We start from the raw sequence: 20005 nt of genomic DNA, 5'->3' as shown, positions 1-20005 counted from the left end.
CTATTATGAGAAAATGATTATTTTGCAGCGAAATGATACCTGCATGCAAAAAGACACCCGCCCAGGGTGCCTTGAATTGTCGCTACTATGGGTGATGCTGAAATCACTGAAACTTCGTATTAACGCGGATCTGGCCGCTTTTGCTTTTGACCGCTGGCTTCTCAGGCTCTTGGCTCAGGTTCTGGCCGATGTCGGTAGCGTTCTTCTTAAAGGTCTCGGTCACCGTCTGAATAACTTCGCCCACATTGTGCGCCGATTCAAAGATCGGATCGATGGTCTTGATCTTCCCCTTCACATCCCGGGTGACCTGATTCGCCGTGTGAATGAGCTGAGTCGCCTCTCCCGTCAATCCATGGATGGCATTTCTCACCTCGCCCAGCGTCTTGTTGGTCTCCCCGAGCGTGGTCATTCCCTTGCGCAGCGTAAGGATGACAAATGCAACCAGACAGACAAAAGCAACCGCAGCCAAAGCAACACTAAGTTGGATAACCATATGCAACGCCTCCTGTAGTTCCACTCTATGTCCAAGTTACAGACATCATTCCTAGATGTTGAGGCTACGACTCGCTTTTGCCGCCTTTGAAGGAAGATAACTTGTCAATCAGCTTGTCCTTATAGATTAATCCCAAGATAAAAGCTAGGACTGAGATAGCGGATATGACGATGGTGGGTCCATAATTCTTATCGTAGATATTTGCCCCAACGCTCACGGAGGCCAGCAGCCACGGGAATCTGGCAATGAGCAGGATCATAAAGAATCTTAGGGGCTTCATCGTCGTCAATCCCGCAGCATAGATGAACATATCCTTGGGGAATCCGGGAATAATGAAAACAATGAACAGGAAGATTGAGAATTTCTTATTATCCATCATCCCCCGCATCCACTTGAACTTATCCCTCTGAAGCAAGCTTTCAATGAAAGACCCGCCCAGGAATCTGGTGAAGTAGAAGGCAATCATCGCCCCCAGCATCATCCCACCAGTCACGTAAACCGCCCCCAGCATCGTCCCATAGATGTATCCCCCGGCAATTTGAACGACCTCTCCCGGTATGGGAGCGATCACCGTCTGGAGAATCTGGAAGAGAACCAGCATAACCGGCCCTAGCTTTCCTGTAGAAAGGATATAGTCCCGGAAGGCATCCAGCGACATCGTCAGGCGCAGAAGCTCCGGCAGGTATTTGATGAATACGATCATGATCACAAGGCCTACGCAAGCGAGGAGAACTTTGCTGACCCGTTTATTTTGTAATAACCAATCCATTTCGATTCCCTCTCTTCACTGGCTTATGATAGTACCAGCTTAGGTAAATATTCTTAAGATCCGGGCATGGAATTCCTTAAGAATTCTTAAGTCGCCTGTCATCCGGTGGTTTAAACGCAATGGACAATCTATAATGTAAGCACGACGAGCACCCGGGAAAGGAGAGGGATGGAAGAATGATGAATCCTGCGAAGACCATACTTATAGCGGATGACAACCACGAGATCCGGGAGATTGTCCGAGTGCTGCTGGAGAGTGAGCAGTACCTTGTCATTGAGGCTGTTGACGGTGAAGATGCCGTGAACAAAGTTGACGATACCATCGACCTGATCATTCTGGACATGATGATGCCCCGGAAGTCGGGAATTAAGGCCTGCGTGGAGATTCGTGAGATGACCAGTGCGCCTATCTTGTTCCTGACAGCTAAGACTCAAGACTCTGACAAAACTCTCGCCTTCTCGGCCGGAAGTGACGATTACCTGTCCAAGCCCTTTTCCTACACCGAATTGGTGTCCCGGGTGAAGGCCTTACTTAGGCGGTATTATGTATACAAAGGCAAGGAGGATACCTCCGCCCCCTCAGATGTGATTACCTTCAACGGACTAAGCATTAATCCTGCTGTTAACGAGGTAAGGATGAATGAGAAGGAGCTGACCCTGACCGAAATTGAGTACAAGCTGCTGGCGCTGATGGCCGGCAACCGCAATAAGATTTTCTCGGCGCAGAATCTGTATGAGAGTGTGTGGGGCGAGCCTTACTTCTACAGCTGTAACAATACGGTGATGGTTCATATCCGCAATCTGCGGATGAAGCTGGAGAAGGACCCGCAGAATCCCAAGTTCATCCGAACCGTCTGGGGAAAGGGGTACCGGATTGAATCATAAGCTACGGTTGAGCAGGCTGAAACTGAAATTAATCCTGTGCCTGATCGGTTCGTTCGTCGCTTCTGCAGGGTTATTCCTGCTGCTGCAGTCCACAGGCGAAGATCTGCTGGAGCATTACCGGACCAGAAGCTCGTTCATTCACAAGCAAGAAGAGCAAGCCCTTCCGGCACTTCAAGCATATATCTCCGGGCAACATCTTTCGCTTAAGGATGACGCGAAGATCGCGGAATGGGTCCGAGACGCCAAGTACGTGAACCTCTATCTCTATAAGGACAACCAATTTCTCTACTCTACGGACGGGTACACCATCAAGACCGAGAATACGAGATTTCTGCCGGACCCTAACATTTTCAGCAAATCCCAGTATTCCACGGTTACCTTTGCGGATACGACTGCTCAGGTCTATATGGAATATTTTTTTGAATACAAGTACTACAACCTCATTACGATTCTCGGTGTGATTCTGTCGTTCATATTCTTCATCGTCCTGGTTCTGTTCTTCATCAACAAGAAGACCTCTTATATTGGCGTGCTGGAGAAGGAGATTAAAATTCTGGAGGGCGGGAATCTGGACTATCCGATTACTCTCAAGGGGAAGGATGAGCTGTCGTCGCTGGCCCAGAGCATCAATGAGATGAGGAAGTCATTCATCGAGCGTCTGGAGAGCGAGGAGCGGGCCAGAGTAGCCAACAGCGAGCTGGTCACCGCTATGTCCCACGATCTGCGGACACCGCTGACCGCATTGGTCGGCTACCTGGACATCATCGAATACAAGAAATATCAGGATCAGGAAGCATTAGCGAAGTACATTCATAACAGCAGGGAAAAAGCCTATCAGATTAAGCATCTGTCCGACAAGCTATTCGAGTACTTCACCGTGTATAACACAGAGGAGAATGACCTGGAGTTCGAGTCTTACGATGGGATTCAGCTGATGGATCAGTTAATCGATGAGCAGTCGATGCTGCTGGAGAATCACGGCTTCCAGGTAGCATGGGAGCCATCCCCTGTCCCTTTCCGCGTGGATCTTCACCTGATCTCCTTCAGGCGGGTATTCGATAATCTTTTCTCCAACATCACGAAGTATGCCGATACATCTGCGCCCGTCACTATTGCGTATAGGATTGAAGACCGCTGGCTGTTGATGGATATCACGAATGTTATAAAAACGGAGGACCATGAGGTCCATAGCACCGGGATCGGCCTCAAGACCTGCCACAAAATCATCAGCCAGCATAAGGGCGAAATTACGTTCACAAGCACTGGCAGCAGGTATTCCGTCCACATCCGCTTGCCGGTAGATACCGCGCAACCCCAACCTTAAGGAGGAACCATCATGCAAGAGATCAGTACCGACCGATTAATCATTAGAAACTTCCGGGAGGCAGATGCATCAGGGATGCTGGAGTACTTGGCGAACCCCCGGGTGAACTGTTTCCTGAGCGAACGTCTCTCTACGTTAGAAGAAGCCATCGCTTCCGCCAGCGAACGGAGTCAGGACGACTCCCATCTGGCCGTCACTCTGAAGGAGACCGGTGCCATCATTGGCGATCTGTTCTGCATGAAAGAGGAGCCGGATACCTACAGCGTAGGCTGGCACTTCAACCCGGCCTACGAAGGCGCCGGCTATGCCAGCGAAAGCGCCCGTACGCTGCTGCGCTACCTTTTCCTGGAGCAGGAAGCCAGACGCATCTACGCCTATGTCGAGGACGACAACTCCAGATCGCAGAAGCTAGTCGAGAAGCTGGGCATGCGCCGGGAAGGCTGCTTCCTCGAATTCATCTCCTTCACCACGAACGAAGACGGAACGCCGAAGTATGAGAATACCCAGCAATTCGCTATCCTGAAGCGGGAATGGCTGGAGCAGGGGAATAGGTAACCATAGACAGCCAAGGCGCAGGCCATCCTGTTCCTTGGCTGTTTTAACTGGAGTAGGCGTCCGGCTATCGTGACCATGTTTTTCTCAACTTCTCCGGCATGGGGATATGCCTTATGGATTCTAACGGATGATACAGCAGCATCCATGGTCCTGAGAAACGCATAACTCCCTTTATTTTTGTGCGGTAGACGGGTGTATAACAATGAATCGGACACTTGGCACACGCGGTTTTCTCTTCACCGAATTTGCAGCAGGAGAGTCTTGTCATAACATACTCATTTAAATTCCGGCATTCCTCACAGAGCTCCTGCCCATGATGTTTTCTCTTGCAATAGATATGAATCATCTTTGAAGCAATTATTTTTTCTTTGCGGATCTTAGGGCCCTCGTTCAGCGGCTGCTTTGCTGCTCTGCTCATATCATAAGGCCTCCTTGACTTGTAAGGGGGACACCTTACTTTTATTTTTCCTCAGCATATTTCGTCAATATATAAGAGATCATTTCTAATGAATGCACACCTTTGGCAATGTCTACAACAAACTCTACTGCAAACTCCCGCTGCATTTTTAGATGGTACCCATTCAGAATCAAAAATGATTTCGTAACCAGATAAGCCGTACGTTTATTGCCATTATGGAAACAATGGTTTTTGACCAGCGATTCGAGCAAGGCGGCTGCCTTATCAAATATAGAGGGATAAGCATCCTCGCCAAAAATACTTTGTTGCGGTCTATGTACCGCAGATTCCAGCAGGCCATGTTCCTTCACTCCTGCTTGATCTGCGTCATTCATTCTTTTCATCATGAAATGGTGTGCTGTAATAACCTCTTCTCTGCTAAGAAAGATAGTCATATTAACGATCCCTTAGATCTTCAAGAATGCCCAGATCCTCTTCGAACACATCGAAGAAAGCCTCCAAGACCTCAGGCCGAACCTGTTCAGGCAACAGAGCTGCCCGGCTTTTTCTCAACACCACTTCTCCACGTTCATTTTCAATAAACTCGATTTCATCTCCCTGCGAGATATTCAACTTTTCCGCAAGAGCTTTTGGCAAGCTCACGCCCAAGCTATTCCCCATTCGCCCAATCTTTCGGGAATAACGGATCACCTTCGTTTGATCCTTTGTCACTTTGATCACGCCATTCATTTTATTTCTTCCTTCTTCTTATAGTATGATCTTCCCGCTTCAAGTTATAACTTTTAACAGTAATAAAAGTTATAACATATGTACATTTTAGCAAAATGATATGGAAAAGACCATCTTCAAGTATCCTTTTACCATCCACTCGGATTTTGAATTTATTTTGTAAAATTACATCACAATCCTTATGATTAAATAATTCACTGGACTACAGATACAATTTAACCTGACTTACTTTTTATCCATACTCATCATTAACTGATTCCTTCCATTTGGATACCCCAAGTCCTCTCATACGGATCTCGTTCAGCTCTTCTGTTGTCATTAATCCCGCTTGATACAGATTCATGTATTCTTGAGAAACGCTTTGATTAAAAATCAGCAAATCATCGGTATTAATCGTCACAGGTACTCCACAATCATAAAGCTTCCGAATAGGATGGCTGCCGTAGTTCTCCGCTACGCCAAGCATAATATTACTAGTAGGACAGACATTCAGTTGAATATGGTGAGCAGAAAGCCAGCTCATAATTTGAGGCGAGCGGACGGCTGCAATTCCATGGTGAACCTCATGAAGCCCGAGCTCCTCAACAGCTTCCATAACATCATCTGCGGTTCCGAACTCCCCCACATGAGCCTTGAGCGCCAGCCCCGCCGTATTCGCAGCTTGGTAAATGGACTTAAAAGATGTGATCGGCTGGGCAAATTCATCGCAACAAATATCGATGGAGCGAAACCAGCGGTAAGCCAATATTTCATCTAACCGGTTATACACTTCATCTACATTGCAGGCACGGTCCAAAGCCAGCTCCGGGAGAAACTGTGTTGCAGGAGCAAACCGGCGATGATATTCATTCATGATCCGCATAAATGGCTCCATTCCTCCCAAGGTATCCACCTCATCCACTCCAAAGCTTAATGCCAATCTCTCAATATGGTCGTCAGCCGCTTGCGCAAAGGAAGCTTCAATCCGTTTCAAATAACCTTGAATACCAGGGCAATGCCGTTTCACAGATTCAACAAACCATTGCTGCATGTCGTTCAACGATCGGAACGGTTCCGCCGGCGGCTCTATGTTAACATGCGCCCACTCGCTAATATATCGAATGGTCCCTCCGCGTCCGGCGTGGTTATGCAAATCGCTTTTCGGGATGGACTGCAGATCCACAAGTGATTCATTCATAAGCGCTTCTACAAACCTTTGTTTAGTGGAGAAGTTCTTAGATCCTATCGGCAATTGGTGACACCCCCTTTTCGTAAAGACAAGAACAATTATGACTGTTACGGAACAGCCCCGTCAAACCCTCTTGTCTGCATTGTTCCCAGAATCGACCGAACATTTCGTTATCAAACCATTTGATCCTCTCTTCATTTCTCACATTCAAGAAACAAAGGGTACCTCTAAGCCATAATTTGGCTTTAGAGATACCCCTCGTAGCTAACGAAAATCATATTTGATTACTTAGGCCTCTTGATGACTAAAGGTTGAAGTAGAAGAATGAATTTTCATAATCGCTATTGTCTCTGAGCTGGACGGTCAGATAGTTCGCTACTCCCTTATATACAGGTACGATTACAAGACCTTCTGCAGCGTAGCTGTAACTTTCACCCGGCTTAAGCTTTTTCGAATTAGTTGCGTCACTAATAGCATCATCCAACGAGCCAGTGAAACCGGAATTTTTCACACCGACGATACTGTTTCCGTCTGAAGTTTTAGAACCCCACAGTTGTGGTACCAAATGAACAGCAACATAAAGGCCTTCGTTGTTATCATCAGAGATAGCCTTTCCGTTATTCAAAACGAACTTTACCTTAGCCAATTTATACTCAATCAAAGCATTGGCTTCTGGTTCTCTGAAACCAAGACTTGCAATTTCACTTCTTGTGATTGACTTTACTGAGCTTACGGAGAAAGTATAGTTTCCTGTATACGACAGACCATCATAACTATAGGGATCATTAAATGTAACCGACTTGCCTATTGGAATTGCAGAGCTAAGGGTTTTACCACCATTAGCTGATGCTGTCGTCGTCGTTGCTGCTGGAGGTGGCGTATTTGTCGCAGGCGGGTTAACAGTTTGCTTAACGGGTTCTTGGGGGGTCGATGCTGTGCTGGCATCCTTATAAGGAATACCACTATCACCTGAACCATCAATGGAAATCGTTAAAGAGGGCGCATCAAAATTAACATCCGCTCCAAGCGCCTCTGAAACAGATCTTAAGGGCACATATGTAGAACCATTATATACTAAAGCAGATAAATTATTACCCGATTGATCTTTTGGAGTCCATTTGGAACCGTTAAGGACAAACTTGATATCATGGTTCAATTTTGCCTTAATTGCTTCAACACCATTTCCTGCGAACACCCCTACTGTGCCAAATAGTAGACTTGAAACTACAATAGATGAAACAAACACAGACTTCCTCATTTTAACTAACTTCATTCTGAAAATCCCCCTACAGTTTATTTGATACTACATGCACTACCATAAGTTAAAGTTTTCAACATAATGAAATAAACCGCTTGTCACACTGCTTCTATAAGGTTCATAAAAACAAGCTGACAAGATATTCTGGGATTTATCCCACAATTCAATTTCAAAGTTAAAATATGTATCTATTTACTTATCGGATCAATAGGGAGTAATTGTTAACCCTTTTCCCGGAATTTATAACCCCAAAGAGAAATAAAAAAGACACCCCTAAGGGTGTCTTCACTAGTACTGCACCAATCCTCTATCCTTTACGTAGTGCGGGCACGCTGATTCGCAAGCGCCATCGCGGCGGCATATCCGGAGCTCCAGGCCCATTGCAGGTTATAGCCGCCGCAATCTCCGTCCACATCCATCACCTCACCGGCCAAATAGAGCCCAGGCACCAGCTTAGATTCCAGCGTTCCTTCGACTAGCTCCGTCGTATCGATGCCACCGGCTGTGGTTTGGGCGTTCGTGAAGCTGTTGGTGTCGGTGATTTTAAATTCCCAACGCTTCAATAGTTTATAGAATATTTTCTTAGTTTTCCATGATAGATCCTGACACAGCAGATGCAGCTGTTGATCAATTCCAGCCTCCTTCAGCAGCACGGGAATCAGCTTCTTGCTGACGATGCCTATCAGGGAATCAGCAACCATCCGGTGCCCGAAGATCCCCCAGTGGATCTCCAGAAAATCAATTAACTCTTCCTCCGTGCGCTCCGGCATCAAATCAACCGACAGGGTCACGGATTCTCCTATGCCGAGATTATACGCAGCCTTTCTGCTTAGCTGAAGTATAGGCGGGCCCGAGATCCCATAGTCCGTAAAAAGAATCTCACCAGACTCCGTGCGGATGACTTCATTGTTTACGATCACATGGGCCTCTCCCTCAAATTTGATGCCCGACAGTTCCTTCAAATACGGATAATCCAGCTTCAATTGTACAATGCCTGGCACCGGGTGGATCATGGTGTGACCCAGACGCTGGACAAGTGTATAACCGGAGCCGTCTGTTCCTGTTTTGGGAGCGGTAAGGCCGCCGGTACATAGAAAAAGATAGTCGCTGGTATACACTACCTGTTCCTCTGTATCCGTCTGGCAGGTTATCGCGAACCGGGGATGTCCCGCCGAAACGGTCACATCGAGCACTTTATGTTTATAATATACGGGAACATTCCGGTCCTCCAGCGCCAGCTTAAACACACCCGGCACCGAAGCCGCCTGCAGCGACATCGGATACATCCGGCCATTCTCCAAGCTCATAAAAGGAAGCCCGAGCGAAGAGAAAAATTCGATCGTCTGGCGGACACCGAATTGCCGCAGTACATGTATTGGGAATCCTGCCTGATTGCTGTGATACTTAATGGATAAAGCGGCTGCTTCATCCGTACCGGTGGCGGTGGATTGGTTCGTAATGTTGCAACGCCCGTTACCCGTCGTTATAATTTTCTTCCCGAGCCGGTCATTGCTTTCAATAATGGCTGTATCAATACCTTGATCCCTCGCTGTAACTGCAGCCATTAGACCTGCAGCACCCCCACCGATAATGAACAGCTCGTGGTGCTTAGAAGTCTGATCCTTATACATATTAATTGATGCATCCCTTTTCCTAATAAATTTATTGAATGGACTTAGCTATCGCCATGGCGGCCACATATCCGGAACTCCAGGCCCATTGCAGGTTATAGCCGCCGAAATCTCCGTCCACATCCATCACTTCGCCGGCCAAATACAGCCCGGGCACCCGCTTGGATTCCAGCGTTCCCCGGGTAAGTTCCGATGTATCAATGCCGCCGGCTGTCACCTGCGCATTCGTAAAGCCATTGGTATCCGTCACTTTGAATTCCCAACGCTTCAAGAGCCGATAAAAGTTCTCTTTAGTTCTCGGCGTGAGATTCTGGCAAAGAAGCTGTGGCTGTTGATCTAAGCCCGTCTCCTTAAGCAGGACAGTAACAAGCTTCTTGTTGAAGATACCCACGAGGGAATCCGCCACGGTCCGGTGCCCAAAGCTCTCCCATAGCTTTTCTAGGAACTCCACTACCTCTTCCTCTGTACGGCCCGGCATCAGATCCACCGATAGTTTCACCTGTTCTCCTCTTGCCAGATGATACGCAGCTTTCCTGCTTAGCTGGAGAATGGGCGGACCGGTAATACCATAGTCTGTGAAGGCCAGCTCACCCTGTTCACTGCCGATGACTTTACCCTTTACAATGATATGGGCTTGTCCCTGAGATTTGATACTGGACAGTGCCCTCATATTCGGATATTGCAGCTTCAATTGCACAATGGCCGGAAAAGGCTCAATCAGGGTGTGCCCCAGACGTTCGGCAAGGGTATAACCGGGAGGCTCTTTTCCTGCATTGGGACCGGTATTGCCCCCCGTAGACAGAAGCAGATAGTCGCTTGTATAAACAACCTCCTCCTCTGTCTCTGTTAGGCATTTTATCGTGAAGCGCGGATGATCTGCCGAAGCAGTAACATCCACCACTTTATTCTTAAGGTATACTGGAACATTCCGATCCTCTAGCGCCAGCTGGAAAATATCCAGTACCGCCGCTGCCTGCAGCGACATCGGATACATCAAGCCCCCCTTGAGTCTTGTCAGCGGAAGCCCAAGAAAGGAGAAAAAATCAATCGTCTGGCTGACGCCATATTGCTGCACTACCGCAAGCGGAAATCCGGATTGATTACTGTGATACTTGCGCGATAAAGCGGCTGCTTCATCCTCAGCTGTCACAGTGGATTCATTCGTAATGTTGCAGCGGCCATCACCTGTCATTAAGATCTTCTTGCCAATCCGGTCGTTACTCTCCAGAATGGCCGTATCGATCCCCATATCACTCGCAGTAACAGCAGCCATTAGTCCGGCAGCACCTGCGCCGATAATAAAGAGCTTGTGGTGCATAGAAGTCTGATTCTCATACATGGTTGGTCAATGCATCCTTTATCCAATTTTCTCTAAGCACAAAAACACTTGATTAAATTATAGCATAAGCAAAGCAGCGATTCCCTAACAACAGGAGAATCGCTGCTTTGCTGTGTCTAACGTATACCAATGAAAGGTTGGCTATGATTACTTAGCTGCCAGCATTCTAAGCAGTACCGTGACGGTCTCCGCCCGCGTTGCGGCGTCTTTCGGGAAGAAGCTGTTGTTGCCTTTGCCTTGCATGAGTCCTGACTTCTTCATCTCGGCCGCTGCTCCAACTGCCCAGGCGGGGATGTCGCGGTCATCCGTGAATCCTGCGGAGCGGGCAACAGGAGCCAGTTGTAATGCTCTCGCCAGCATGACAGCCATTTCGGCTCTGGTCACTGGCGCATCCGGGCGGAAATTGCTGTTGTTATCCCCCTGAATGATTCCCAAGGCTACCGCCTGCGCAACGGCTGTCTTGGCCCATGGTCCGATTCGGTCACTATCCTTGAAGGATAACGCTGCTTCTGTGTTCTGAAGCTTCAGCGCCTTCGCCAGCATCACCGTGAATTCAGCACGGGTCACGTTACGGTTAGGCTGGAACGAGCCGTTCGGATAACCTGTAATGATGCCTAACCGAACAGCTTCACTGATACTGGCTTCAGCCCAATGGCCCGCAATATCGGTGAGGGATGGACCAGGCGCCGGAGTTGCCGGGCCTTGCGGACTCTCGTCCGGTTTACCCGGTGTTCCCACAACAACCGGCGGGACAGGTACTGACGGAGTCACAGGTGCTTCACCTCCAGGGTTGCCGCCATTTCCGCCGCCCGAACGCTCGTTAACCGAGACGCTAATTCTTCCCGTAATGGACGGATACGCATTCAAGACCGCCGTAATTGTAACTTCTCCAGGTGTGGAAGGTGCCGTAAAGACCGCGCTAAACCGGCCGTTTGCGTCCGTTACAGCATGAGCAGGCTCAAGGCTGCCCGAGGAAGCTGTAAGTCCGACCTCCAGGCCGGAGACCGGGAGATTGTCGCTGCCCGAGACAATTCCTGTAATGGATACGTCATCTCCGGTATTCACAGCAGAAGGTGCCGCCTGAAGTTCAATAAGGGCAGGAACTGGTATGGCCTTGCTTACAGAGACGGTAACCGTATTCGTCACGGAAGGATTGCCGGTCAGTACAGCCGTAATGACCACATCCCCCGCTGCGGACGGTGCCGTAAAGACTGTGCTAAACCGGCCGTGCTCATCCGTTACGGCAAGCGCAGGCTCGAGGCTGCCGGAGGCTGCCATGACCTGGACCGCAGCACCCGCTAACGGAAGATCTTCACCGTCATAGACGGTTCCCGTAACCGACACTTTGCCTCCAGCAGATACAGAGGACGGGTTAGCCTCCAGTTCAATCCGGGCCGATACAGGCACAGCCTCTTCTTCTACGGATACGGTAACCGCCCCTGTCACAGATGGACTTGCCGGCAAGACAGCTGAGATGGATACCTTACCGGGAACAGATGGTGCAGTAAAGACTGTACTGAACTTGCCGTACACATCTGTAGTTACTTTGGCAGGTTCAAGGCTTCCATCGGCTGCTGTGAGTTCAACATCTACACCGGATAACGGAAGATTGCCATCGGCGTAGACGGCCCCCATAACGGATACTTTGCCTCCAGGCACCGCCGAAGATGGCGTTGCCGCAAGCTCAACCCGGGCGGGAACAGTTTCCTGTGTCTCTGGTCCAAAGACTTTAAATTCCCAGAGCGAGTATCCGTATTTGCTCCCTCTCTGAGTTCCATACATCCGGACATATCTGGCATTCACCGGATCTATGGAAATCTCGTCGACATCCCCGTCTCCACTGGACGTACTATATACCGTCTTCCAATCGTGCAGCGTATCGGAGACGTCGATCCGGTATTCTTTTCCATAGGCATCTTCCCAATGCAACATCACCTTGGAAATCGCCTGAACAGAGCCCAGATCGACGTAAATCCACTGCGGATCAGCATAGTTAGACCCCCAGCGGGAAGTCAATGAGCCGTCTACCGCGTTCCCCGCTGGCACATCGGCTGCTTTGGACGAGCTTGCAATCGCAGTCTGGCCTTCCGCAAGGTTAGGGGCAACCACTTCATACACGTTAAATTCAGCAAGCGAGTAGCCGTCTCCGGTCCCCTGCTGAACGCCTAGCATCCGGACGAACCTGGCGCTGGTCTTACCGAAGGAGATGTCGTCGATGCCGCCATCCCCCATCGAGGTCGCATACACGTCATTCCAGGTGGCCGCATCGTCGGATACTTGAATTTTATAGCTTTTGCCGTAAGCCTTCTCCCAATGCAATCTAACCTTATTGATCATATATTGATCCTGCAGATCCACATAAATCCATTCATTGCCTGAAGCGTTCGAGCTCCAACTGGAGGTTCTGTACAGATCCGTAGCGTTTGACGCAAATTGCTTGCCTACGCTGGAGGAAGCAGCCGCTCCTTTACTGTAAGCGAGATCATACCCGCTGTCGTCGATGAAAGCTCCCTCGCTTAGCGTCTCACTCCGCCCGGTGAACGTATCTTTACCGAGTGTGTAAGTGGTTGTGGTCTGGTCTCCGTTCCGGTTCAGCGTTACGTTGACGGTAATTCCCGGCGTTTCGGGATTCGCCACCGAGATGCGGACAGGGTCCGCGGATTCATCAACGATCACCATCGACGGTTTATCTACAGTGACGGTCAGTCCTTCTCTTAGCGTGACTGTACCCGGCTGATAGAACAGCATTTCCGCAATGCCAAGCGAACGGTGCCGGACCGCCTGAACGGACGGTGTATTCGCCAGAATACTAATCGGGCTTGCTTCCGCGTAGCTGCTAACCTCCCCCGCGGTTTTACCCGGCAATACGATGTATTGATAGGAAGCATTGACCGGCTTCACGCCATGATCCAGCCACATCGAGAACACCGGCTTAGTGATTGGCTCCGCAGAACTGCCAGTAACCACATCGCTCCATTTACCGGTCTTCGTCTCCTGCTTCACCTGGAAATTCGTCTTGTCCAGGAAAACATACCCGGTCTGATCATTATAGGCCCAGCGTCCGTTCACCTGCGACGTTCCGTCTGCCACTTTGCCGTCTACAAGCACATCGCCTACAGCCAGACTCTGGTTCAGTGTCGTATGGACCGGTGCAGCATTCGTTGAAGTGATGCCTGCGCCCAGCGCTACCATTTCATCATCGAAGAAAAAGTAGCCCTTTTTCCCGCTGGTGCTCAGCTTGTTGAAATCAAACGCCGTGGCTCCGTACCGCTCATTGGTTACGCCGCCGACAAAGGTCTTCGGGTTGTTGAAGTTATTCTCCTTCGTGAAAACGTAGGGAGCTGTTGTTCCCGGAACATGATTCCAGTCCATCAGAGGGTACACGGTTCTATACTCATCCCCGGTTCTCTGGATAGCCGTGGCGCCTTGCGGAGTCCAGTAGAGCAGGTTGTATCCGCTTGGGTTAATGGTTCTCATTTCGCCGCCCTTGACCGTGCTGGACGACATCTTCACTGTAATTCCGTAATCCTTCCGCATATGAGAGGAGACCAGGGTCTGCCATTGCGTCATATTGTTCGCATCCAGTCCATTGCCCGAGACCGTGCCAATACCCCGGATATTATTCAGGAATACGGCGAATTCATCCGCCCGCTTCGGGTTAGCCGCCTGCATCCACTCCAGCGGATCTTCATAGAAGGTCAGCGCGGAGCTCTCATAATCTGGCCACTCCGGTCCGTTCATCCCCATGCCCAGATCGGCAACATCGCCTCTCACCAGATACCTGGTTCCATCCAGCACATAAGAGGACAACGAGTCAATGGCCGCCTGGCTGTAAGCGAAGCTTGTGCCCGAGACGACATAAGCCCAGAAGGACATATCTCTCGCAAAGCTTCTTCCGTAGCCCGTGGTATAATTCGTCTTCCCATGCATGAAAAAGGACATGTCAGACTGAATTCCCGTTAGCGTCTCCGTCACCGCCGAGAGCACGTTAAACGCCTCTACGGCGCTGCGGACATTCTGGGCATCCTCCAGCAATAAGCCGCGGATCATATAATTCTGGTTGTACCAGGAGGAGTTGGCCCCATCGATTGTATTCGGTTTGCTGTCTAACGTGTCGACAATACCCGCAGCCTGCTCTGCAGTCAGATAGCCTTCGCATAGCAGTGCAACTTTGCTGAGCCGTAATTGTTTGCCGATGCCGGTCTCCCACCAGTTCGTGGAGGTCGGCTTGACCTTGAACCAGTGATCCAGCGCTTTCTGAATACCGGCTAACATGGCTTCATCGTGATAGTATGGCCCCTTCGGGTCTGCGAACGCCTGAGCCATCGATTGCATCCGGTCCAGCGCAAGGTAAGGCGACCACGCCCGCCCGTTGGCACTGGAGGCCGTACTGGTATAATCTACATCGCTCCAGCTTCCATCCGCTTTTTGAGTCGATAAATAAGTTCCGGCCTGTGATTTAAAAGTCCATTCCACCCGGCCATTGGTTCCGTCATTGATGATGTCCTTGGAGATATAGAAATCCACCGCCCGCTGCTTCATCAGCTTCATTTCCGCCAGCTCTTGCGACGAGCTATCCGCCGATACAGGGTATTGGAACCCGAGAGTCGAGATCATCAAACCAACCATAACGAGACATATCCATTTCTTGATCCTATTTTGCATGTGTCCAGTCATGTACACGCTCCTTCGCTTATCTGCCAGATATTTGTTAGCGCTTTCTAAACTTTAGATTAAAGAAGGCAGCTCCCACTGCCTCCTTCCTCTTACACAAGAGTATCTAATATATCCTGGAGCGGGATGTCCGCTACAGCCATGACTTCATCTGCCGCGCCATAATACATGCGGACCGTCTGGTCCAGCAGCAGCGCACCGCACGAGAACACGACCTTGCCAAAGAATCCGTTCACCTCATAGGAAGCTTCCGGCTCCAGCACGGGGACACGCGATCTCGCAATGACCCGGGACGGGTCCTCCAGATCCAGCAGCACCGCCCCCATACAGTAGCGGTGGCTGCTGTCCGCACCATGGTACAGCGCCAGCCAGCCCTGCGGCGTGCGGATGGGAACAGCCCCACCACCCATACGGGCGGAGTCCCAGCCCTGCTCACCGAGTCCCATCAGGAACCGGTGGTTCCCCCAATGGTCGAGGTCAGGCGATTCCGCGATCCACATCTCTGGTGCGCCGAAGGACTTCGGCACCGGACGATGCAGCGCGTAGTATTTGCCGCCAATTGTCTCGGGGAAAATCATGACATCCTTATTCTCGGGCGGCAGCATGAACCCGCGCCGCTTGAAGGTCTGAAAGTCGCGGGTCTCCGCCAGCCCAACTCCGACACCGCGTGCGGAGGCCGCACTGTAAGTGATGTAATAGGTGTCCCCGATCTGGGTCACACGCGGATCTTCGATCCCCCATGCTTCCAGCGGATGCTCAGGGAACAGGGCCGGCTGCGGCTCGACCTCGAAATGAACGCCATCCTGGCTCCGTGCTACCCGGAGATGAGACAAGGAGGTGAGCATCACCGTCTGTCCCTCCTTGGCTACGAAGCGTGAATCTGAGAAATCATAGCCTGGATCATTCCTGTCGTACCGCTCGACCTGCACCTCCGTCCCTGCTTCATTCAACCGGGGAACGAGCACCTCATCCGCCTGGTCTGATATTGGCGCTTCGGCAACGCGCAGCAAGAGAATTGTCTCCTCCTGTAGCTGCGCCACGCCTGCATTGAACGCGCCCAGCACCTTGAAATCGGGGCGGGAGGGGGCAACATCCCGGGCTTCGATCAGAGGATTATGCGCGCTGCGTGTTATTTTCATTGGAGTGACCTCTTTCTGTATTTGAAGTACAGTTATTTGCCGGAAGTAACAGTATCAATCTGAGCCTGGATTTCATCGATCACTTTTTGCCCGCCGAGACTCGCCATTTTGTCCTCCATCGTCTTCTTTCCTTCCGCCGCAGGGATCAGGCCTTGGCTTAACGGCAGGAAGATCGAATCGTGCAGCGGCGTGATTTTGGCATATTCCGTCTTTACCTTCTCAGCGTTGAAGTTGAAGCCTGCAATCGGACTCAGCGTGAAATTGGACGTCTGGGTCGAGAAGTCGAACCACTTCTTGTCATCCTGCATCATGGTGTCAGGTGTACGGTTGAGCGTCGGCCGCCACGTCAGCACATAACCAGGGAATGTATAGCCGGACAGCGCCTTATAGCTCGAATCGCCGACAGGCTCCCAGTCCTTCCCTTGAATGCCGTATTCCATCAGATCATGGTTCTCCTTAATCGACAGCCAGTTCACTACATCCATTGTGACATCGGAATGCTTAGAGGTCGTCGGGATACAGAGGAAATTCCATTGCTGATAAGCCGTATAAGGCTTAGCCTGCTCCCCGTTCGGAATGAAAATCTCTAGCTTATCGCTGCCATCCTTCAGCATTTCCGAATATTTCAGACCTTCGACCCCATCAGCTGCATAGTAGGTCGCCGCATATTTACCTTGCTTGAACAGCGTCTCGGCATTTTGCTCCTGGGCAATATTTTTGGAGATAATCCCATCCTTGTAGTATTTGGTAACACGTTCATAAGCATCGGCAATCGTCGGGCTCTCCCATTGGCCAATGACCTTCTTATCCTTGATCGCATACGAGAACATGTTGACCCCAATCTCCAGCACTTCATCCTGTGCCAGATTCGCAGAGTTACTCAGGATAAATGGCAGCTTATCGGCCTTAATTCCATTAATGACAAAAGGCTTGATGTCTTTCTCATTTTCCTTGACTGCATACAGGAATTTCTCCAGGTCATCGAGGGTCTTCAGCTCAGGAAGCCCGTATTTCTCGCGTAAATCCTTACGGATCAGTACGCCATACAGCTGGCCTTGGGTGGTGCCGAGCGGAATCCCCATAATTTTGCCGCCGAATTTGTTATACTCCCACATTTCCTCCGGAATGGATGCCTTCAGCTCAGGCCGTGCAGCCACTGCCGCATCCAGCTCCGTCAACGATTTACTCTCGATCATCTGGTTCATGGATAGCCATGGGGCATCCAGGTACATATCGAACTCTTCACCGGCAGACATCTTCACGGATACCGCATTCCCGTAATCGGTCCAAGGCATGAAGTTGATATTCAGAGCGGCTCCGATATTATCCTTTTTCAGCTTGTCGTTGACCGCCTGCAGCACAGCATCGAACCCCGCAGGTTTATCTCCCGGGAAATAAGCCTTCAGCGTCACTACTTCTTTGGAAGCAGGCGCTGCACCCTCTGAACGGGAAGGGGAATTCGTAGAATTCGCTGTACTGCCTTCGTTCTTCGCATTTCCCCCGCAGCCTGCCAGCACCAGTGACGACACCAATACCGCTGTTGTTGCCGTGCCGAACCATTTGTTTAACCTCATCTCGTAACCCTCCCGTATCTATGGACAATCTGAATAACTTACCCTTTGACAGCGCCTACCGTTAGACCTTTGACAAAATATTTCTGAAGCATCGGATACAGCAGTACAATCGGGCCGATGGTCAGTACCGTGGTCGCCATCCGCACCCCGTACGTCGGTGGAGTCACTGCAATCGCTGCACCGGAAGGAATCAGATTCCTGGCCGCTTCCATATTGGAAACCATCCGGCGCAGAATTAACTGCAGCGGGAATAACTTCTCGTTATCAATGAACATCAGTCCCATGAACCAGTCATTCCAGAAGCTCAGCGCATAGAAGAGGCCGACAGAAGCCAGTATCGGCTTGGAGATCGGAATCATAATCTGGAAGAACACTCTCATCTCATTCGCTCCGTCGATTCTGGCAGCTTCCTCTAGCTCCTCAGGTATAGTGCGGAAGAAGCTGACCAGCAGGAAGACGAGAAACGGCTGGCATAACATCGTCAGAATGAGCACCCAGATTGTATTCTGCAAATGCAGCCACTGGCTGACTACAATATAGAACGGAATGATACCTCCCGAGAAGAGCATAGGCAAGTAGCAAAAAAACAGAAAGGGCGTTTGCAGAACATTTCGTTTATTCGCCAGTGAATAGCCGAGCATGGCAGAAATGCACAGGGCGCTTAAGGCCCCGACAACCGTGATAAACAGGGTAACGCCATAGCCATTGAACAGTACATCTGATTGCAGAACCGCCTTATACGCGGCCAGCGATAACTTTTGCGGGAATAAGGTATAGCCGTGCGCGATCAGCTCCTCCTCATCCGTAAAGGAACCGGCAATCATCAGCAGAAAAGGAAACAGACAAAATAAAGTAAACAGCAAAATGAACGTATGGGCGAATGCCGTAAAGGTGCGATCCGCAGCGCTATGTTTCTGTCTCATAGTTACTCTCCTAGAATAAAGCAGATTCTTTAGATACCCTGCGGGTTACCCAGTTGGCAGCAATGACGAAGATCAGACCCATAATAGACTGGAACAGGCCCACTGCCGAAGACATGCCGAAATCGTGCAGCTGCCGCATGGAGCGGAAGACAAACGTATCAATGACGTCGGTAGTCGGATACAGCATCGAGTTGTCGCCAATGATGGCATAGATCATCGCAAAGTCCCCGTTGAAAATTTTACCCACGGCCAGCAGCGTCATGATCATAATCGTCGGCACTAGCAGCGGCAGCGTAATGCGTGTCACAATCTGCAGTTTAGAAGCCCCGTCGATGCGGGCCGCCTCATACAGATCCTCCGATATGCCCGTAATGGCGGCCAGGAAAATAATCGAGAGATAACCAGCGCCTTGCCACACCCGGATCACCGTCAGAATATAAGGCCACAGACTCGACTCAAACATCCAGTTGACCGGTTCCATACCGATATTGTGCAGCCAGACATTAATCATGGGCTCTTCCCCGCCGAATAAGGATTGGACAATCATCCCGATCACAATCCAGGACATGAAATAAGGCAGGAAAATAAGCGACTGCGATATCCGTTTGAAATATTTATTGCGGATCTCATTGAACATGAGTGCAATCAGAACGGCCGCCGCTGTCGTGAACACAATAAACAGCACGTTGAGTAGCAGTGTGTTCCGCAGAATCGTCCAGAAGTCATCTGATGTAAAAAAGTAATCGAAATTTCTAAACCCTACCCAGTCACTCCCCGTGATCCCCTTGGCAAAATCATAATCTTTGAAGGCAATCATAATCCCGTATATAGGAAAATAACTGAACACGAGGAAAAACAACAGCCCCGGTACCGCCATCACATACAGAAAAGGATTCTGCGTGATATGCCTCCATTTTGAACGTTTACCTGCGTTTAGCGGGTAGTTCATTTGTACATCCCCCCTTTCCTCAAGACCGGTAATCGCTTAAGGAGCGTCCCGTTATCTATGCCGTCACCTTATCAAGCCCTTGTGCCCTGAGCAATTCCGAGAAACGCCGATCCTTCCCGCAAGTGCAGATTTACCGCCTTCCCAAAAACAACACTCTTCCCAAAACAAACGATTCGGC

17 protein-coding genes are annotated in these 20005 nt (G+C 50.1%); 3 read left to right on the top strand and 14 right to left on the bottom strand.

Features of this window, described 5'->3' with window-relative positions; all coding sequences use genetic code 11:
* Positions 1 to 103: 103 nt before the first annotated feature.
* A complete protein-coding gene (locus NYE24_RS21435; protein ID WP_051493202.1) occupies positions 104 to 493 on the bottom strand; it encodes a DUF948 domain-containing protein in 390 nt (129 codons plus the stop codon).
* 64 nt (positions 494 to 557) lie between these two features.
* A complete protein-coding gene (locus tag NYE24_RS21430; protein WP_076155794.1) occupies positions 558 to 1262 on the bottom strand; it encodes a VTT domain-containing protein in 705 nt (234 codons plus the stop codon).
* Between the two features lie 176 nt (positions 1263 to 1438).
* On the opposite strand from NYE24_RS21430, the gene NYE24_RS21425 reads away from it, so the two are divergent.
* Genes NYE24_RS21425 through NYE24_RS21415 form a run of 3 tightly spaced genes read left to right on the top strand, consistent with a single transcriptional unit; the run spans position 1439 to position 4025 of the window.
* Entirely contained in the window at positions 1439 to 2146 is a 708-nt protein-coding gene (locus tag NYE24_RS21425) for a response regulator transcription factor (RefSeq protein ID WP_036691338.1), read from the top strand.
* A complete protein-coding gene (locus NYE24_RS21420) occupies positions 2136 to 3470 on the top strand; it encodes a HAMP domain-containing sensor histidine kinase (RefSeq protein ID WP_036691339.1) in 1335 nt (444 codons plus the stop codon). The genes NYE24_RS21425 and NYE24_RS21420 overlap by 11 nt, the downstream gene beginning before the upstream one ends.
* A 12-nt stretch (positions 3471 to 3482) precedes the next feature.
* Positions 3483 to 4025: a GNAT family N-acetyltransferase gene (locus NYE24_RS21415; RefSeq protein WP_036691341.1), complete on the top strand. Its 543-nt coding sequence runs from the start codon at positions 3483 to 3485 to the stop codon at positions 4023 to 4025.
* Between the two features lie 64 nt (positions 4026 to 4089).
* Here the strand turns inward: NYE24_RS21415 and NYE24_RS21410 are convergent, their stop codons facing one another.
* The 12 genes from NYE24_RS21410 to NYE24_RS21355 form a co-directional block, all read right to left on the bottom strand.
* Positions 4090 to 4443, bottom strand: a complete 354-nt coding sequence (locus NYE24_RS21410; RefSeq protein ID WP_051493203.1) for a nitrous oxide-stimulated promoter family protein — start codon at positions 4441 to 4443, stop codon at positions 4090 to 4092.
* A 41-nt stretch (positions 4444 to 4484) separates the two neighbouring features.
* Entirely contained in the window at positions 4485 to 4877 is a 393-nt protein-coding gene (locus NYE24_RS21405; RefSeq protein WP_342476612.1) for a type II toxin-antitoxin system death-on-curing family toxin, read from the bottom strand.
* Between the two features lies 1 nt (position 4878).
* On the bottom strand, positions 4879 to 5172 hold the full coding sequence (locus tag NYE24_RS21400) for an AbrB/MazE/SpoVT family DNA-binding domain-containing protein (RefSeq protein WP_076155798.1): 294 nt from the start codon (positions 5170 to 5172) through the stop codon (positions 4879 to 4881).
* Between the two features lie 232 nt (positions 5173 to 5404).
* The gene (locus NYE24_RS21395; protein ID WP_342476611.1) at positions 5405 to 6403 is read right to left on the bottom strand and encodes a hypothetical protein; all 999 of its coding nucleotides are present in this window, start codon (positions 6401 to 6403) and stop codon (positions 5405 to 5407) included.
* Positions 6404 to 6644: 241 nt separating this feature from the next.
* Positions 6645 to 7613 (bottom strand): stalk domain-containing protein, encoded by a 969-nt coding sequence (locus NYE24_RS21390; protein ID WP_342476610.1) that lies wholly within the window; start codon positions 7611 to 7613, stop codon positions 6645 to 6647.
* Between the two features lie 299 nt (positions 7614 to 7912).
* A complete protein-coding gene (locus NYE24_RS21385) occupies positions 7913 to 9229 on the bottom strand; it encodes an NAD(P)/FAD-dependent oxidoreductase (RefSeq protein WP_342476609.1) in 1317 nt (438 codons plus the stop codon).
* Positions 9230 to 9260: 31 nt separating this feature from the next.
* Positions 9261 to 10568, bottom strand: a complete 1308-nt coding sequence (locus tag NYE24_RS21380) for an aminoacetone oxidase family FAD-binding enzyme (RefSeq protein WP_051493206.1) — start codon at positions 10566 to 10568, stop codon at positions 9261 to 9263.
* A gap of 147 nt (positions 10569 to 10715) precedes the next feature.
* On the bottom strand, positions 10716 to 15197 hold the full coding sequence (locus tag NYE24_RS21375) for a polysaccharide lyase family 8 super-sandwich domain-containing protein (RefSeq protein WP_342476608.1): 4482 nt from the start codon (positions 15195 to 15197) through the stop codon (positions 10716 to 10718).
* A 137-nt stretch (positions 15198 to 15334) separates the two neighbouring features.
* Positions 15335 to 16381 carry a glycoside hydrolase family 130 protein gene (locus NYE24_RS21370; RefSeq protein ID WP_342476607.1) on the bottom strand — a complete coding sequence of 349 codons (1047 nt, stop codon included), beginning with the start codon at positions 16379 to 16381 and terminating at the stop codon, positions 15335 to 15337.
* Between the two features lie 32 nt (positions 16382 to 16413).
* A complete protein-coding gene (locus NYE24_RS21365) occupies positions 16414 to 17955 on the bottom strand; it encodes a DUF3502 domain-containing protein (RefSeq protein WP_076155808.1) in 1542 nt (513 codons plus the stop codon).
* Between the two features lie 38 nt (positions 17956 to 17993).
* Complete coding sequence (locus NYE24_RS21360) at positions 17994 to 18878, bottom strand: carbohydrate ABC transporter permease (protein ID WP_209994846.1); 885 nt, start codon at positions 18876 to 18878, stop codon at positions 17994 to 17996.
* 10 nt (positions 18879 to 18888) lie between these two features.
* Positions 18889 to 19827, bottom strand: a complete 939-nt coding sequence (locus NYE24_RS21355; RefSeq protein ID WP_342476606.1) for an ABC transporter permease subunit — start codon at positions 19825 to 19827, stop codon at positions 18889 to 18891.
* Positions 19828 to 20005: the final 178 nt, after the last annotated feature.

It is taken from the genome of Paenibacillus sp. FSL H7-0350 (genome assembly GCF_038593195.1).
In the GTDB taxonomy this organism is placed as follows: Bacteria; Bacillota; Bacilli; order Paenibacillales; family Paenibacillaceae; genus Paenibacillus_AQ.
This window is presented reverse-complemented; position numbering and strand designations above follow the sequence as displayed.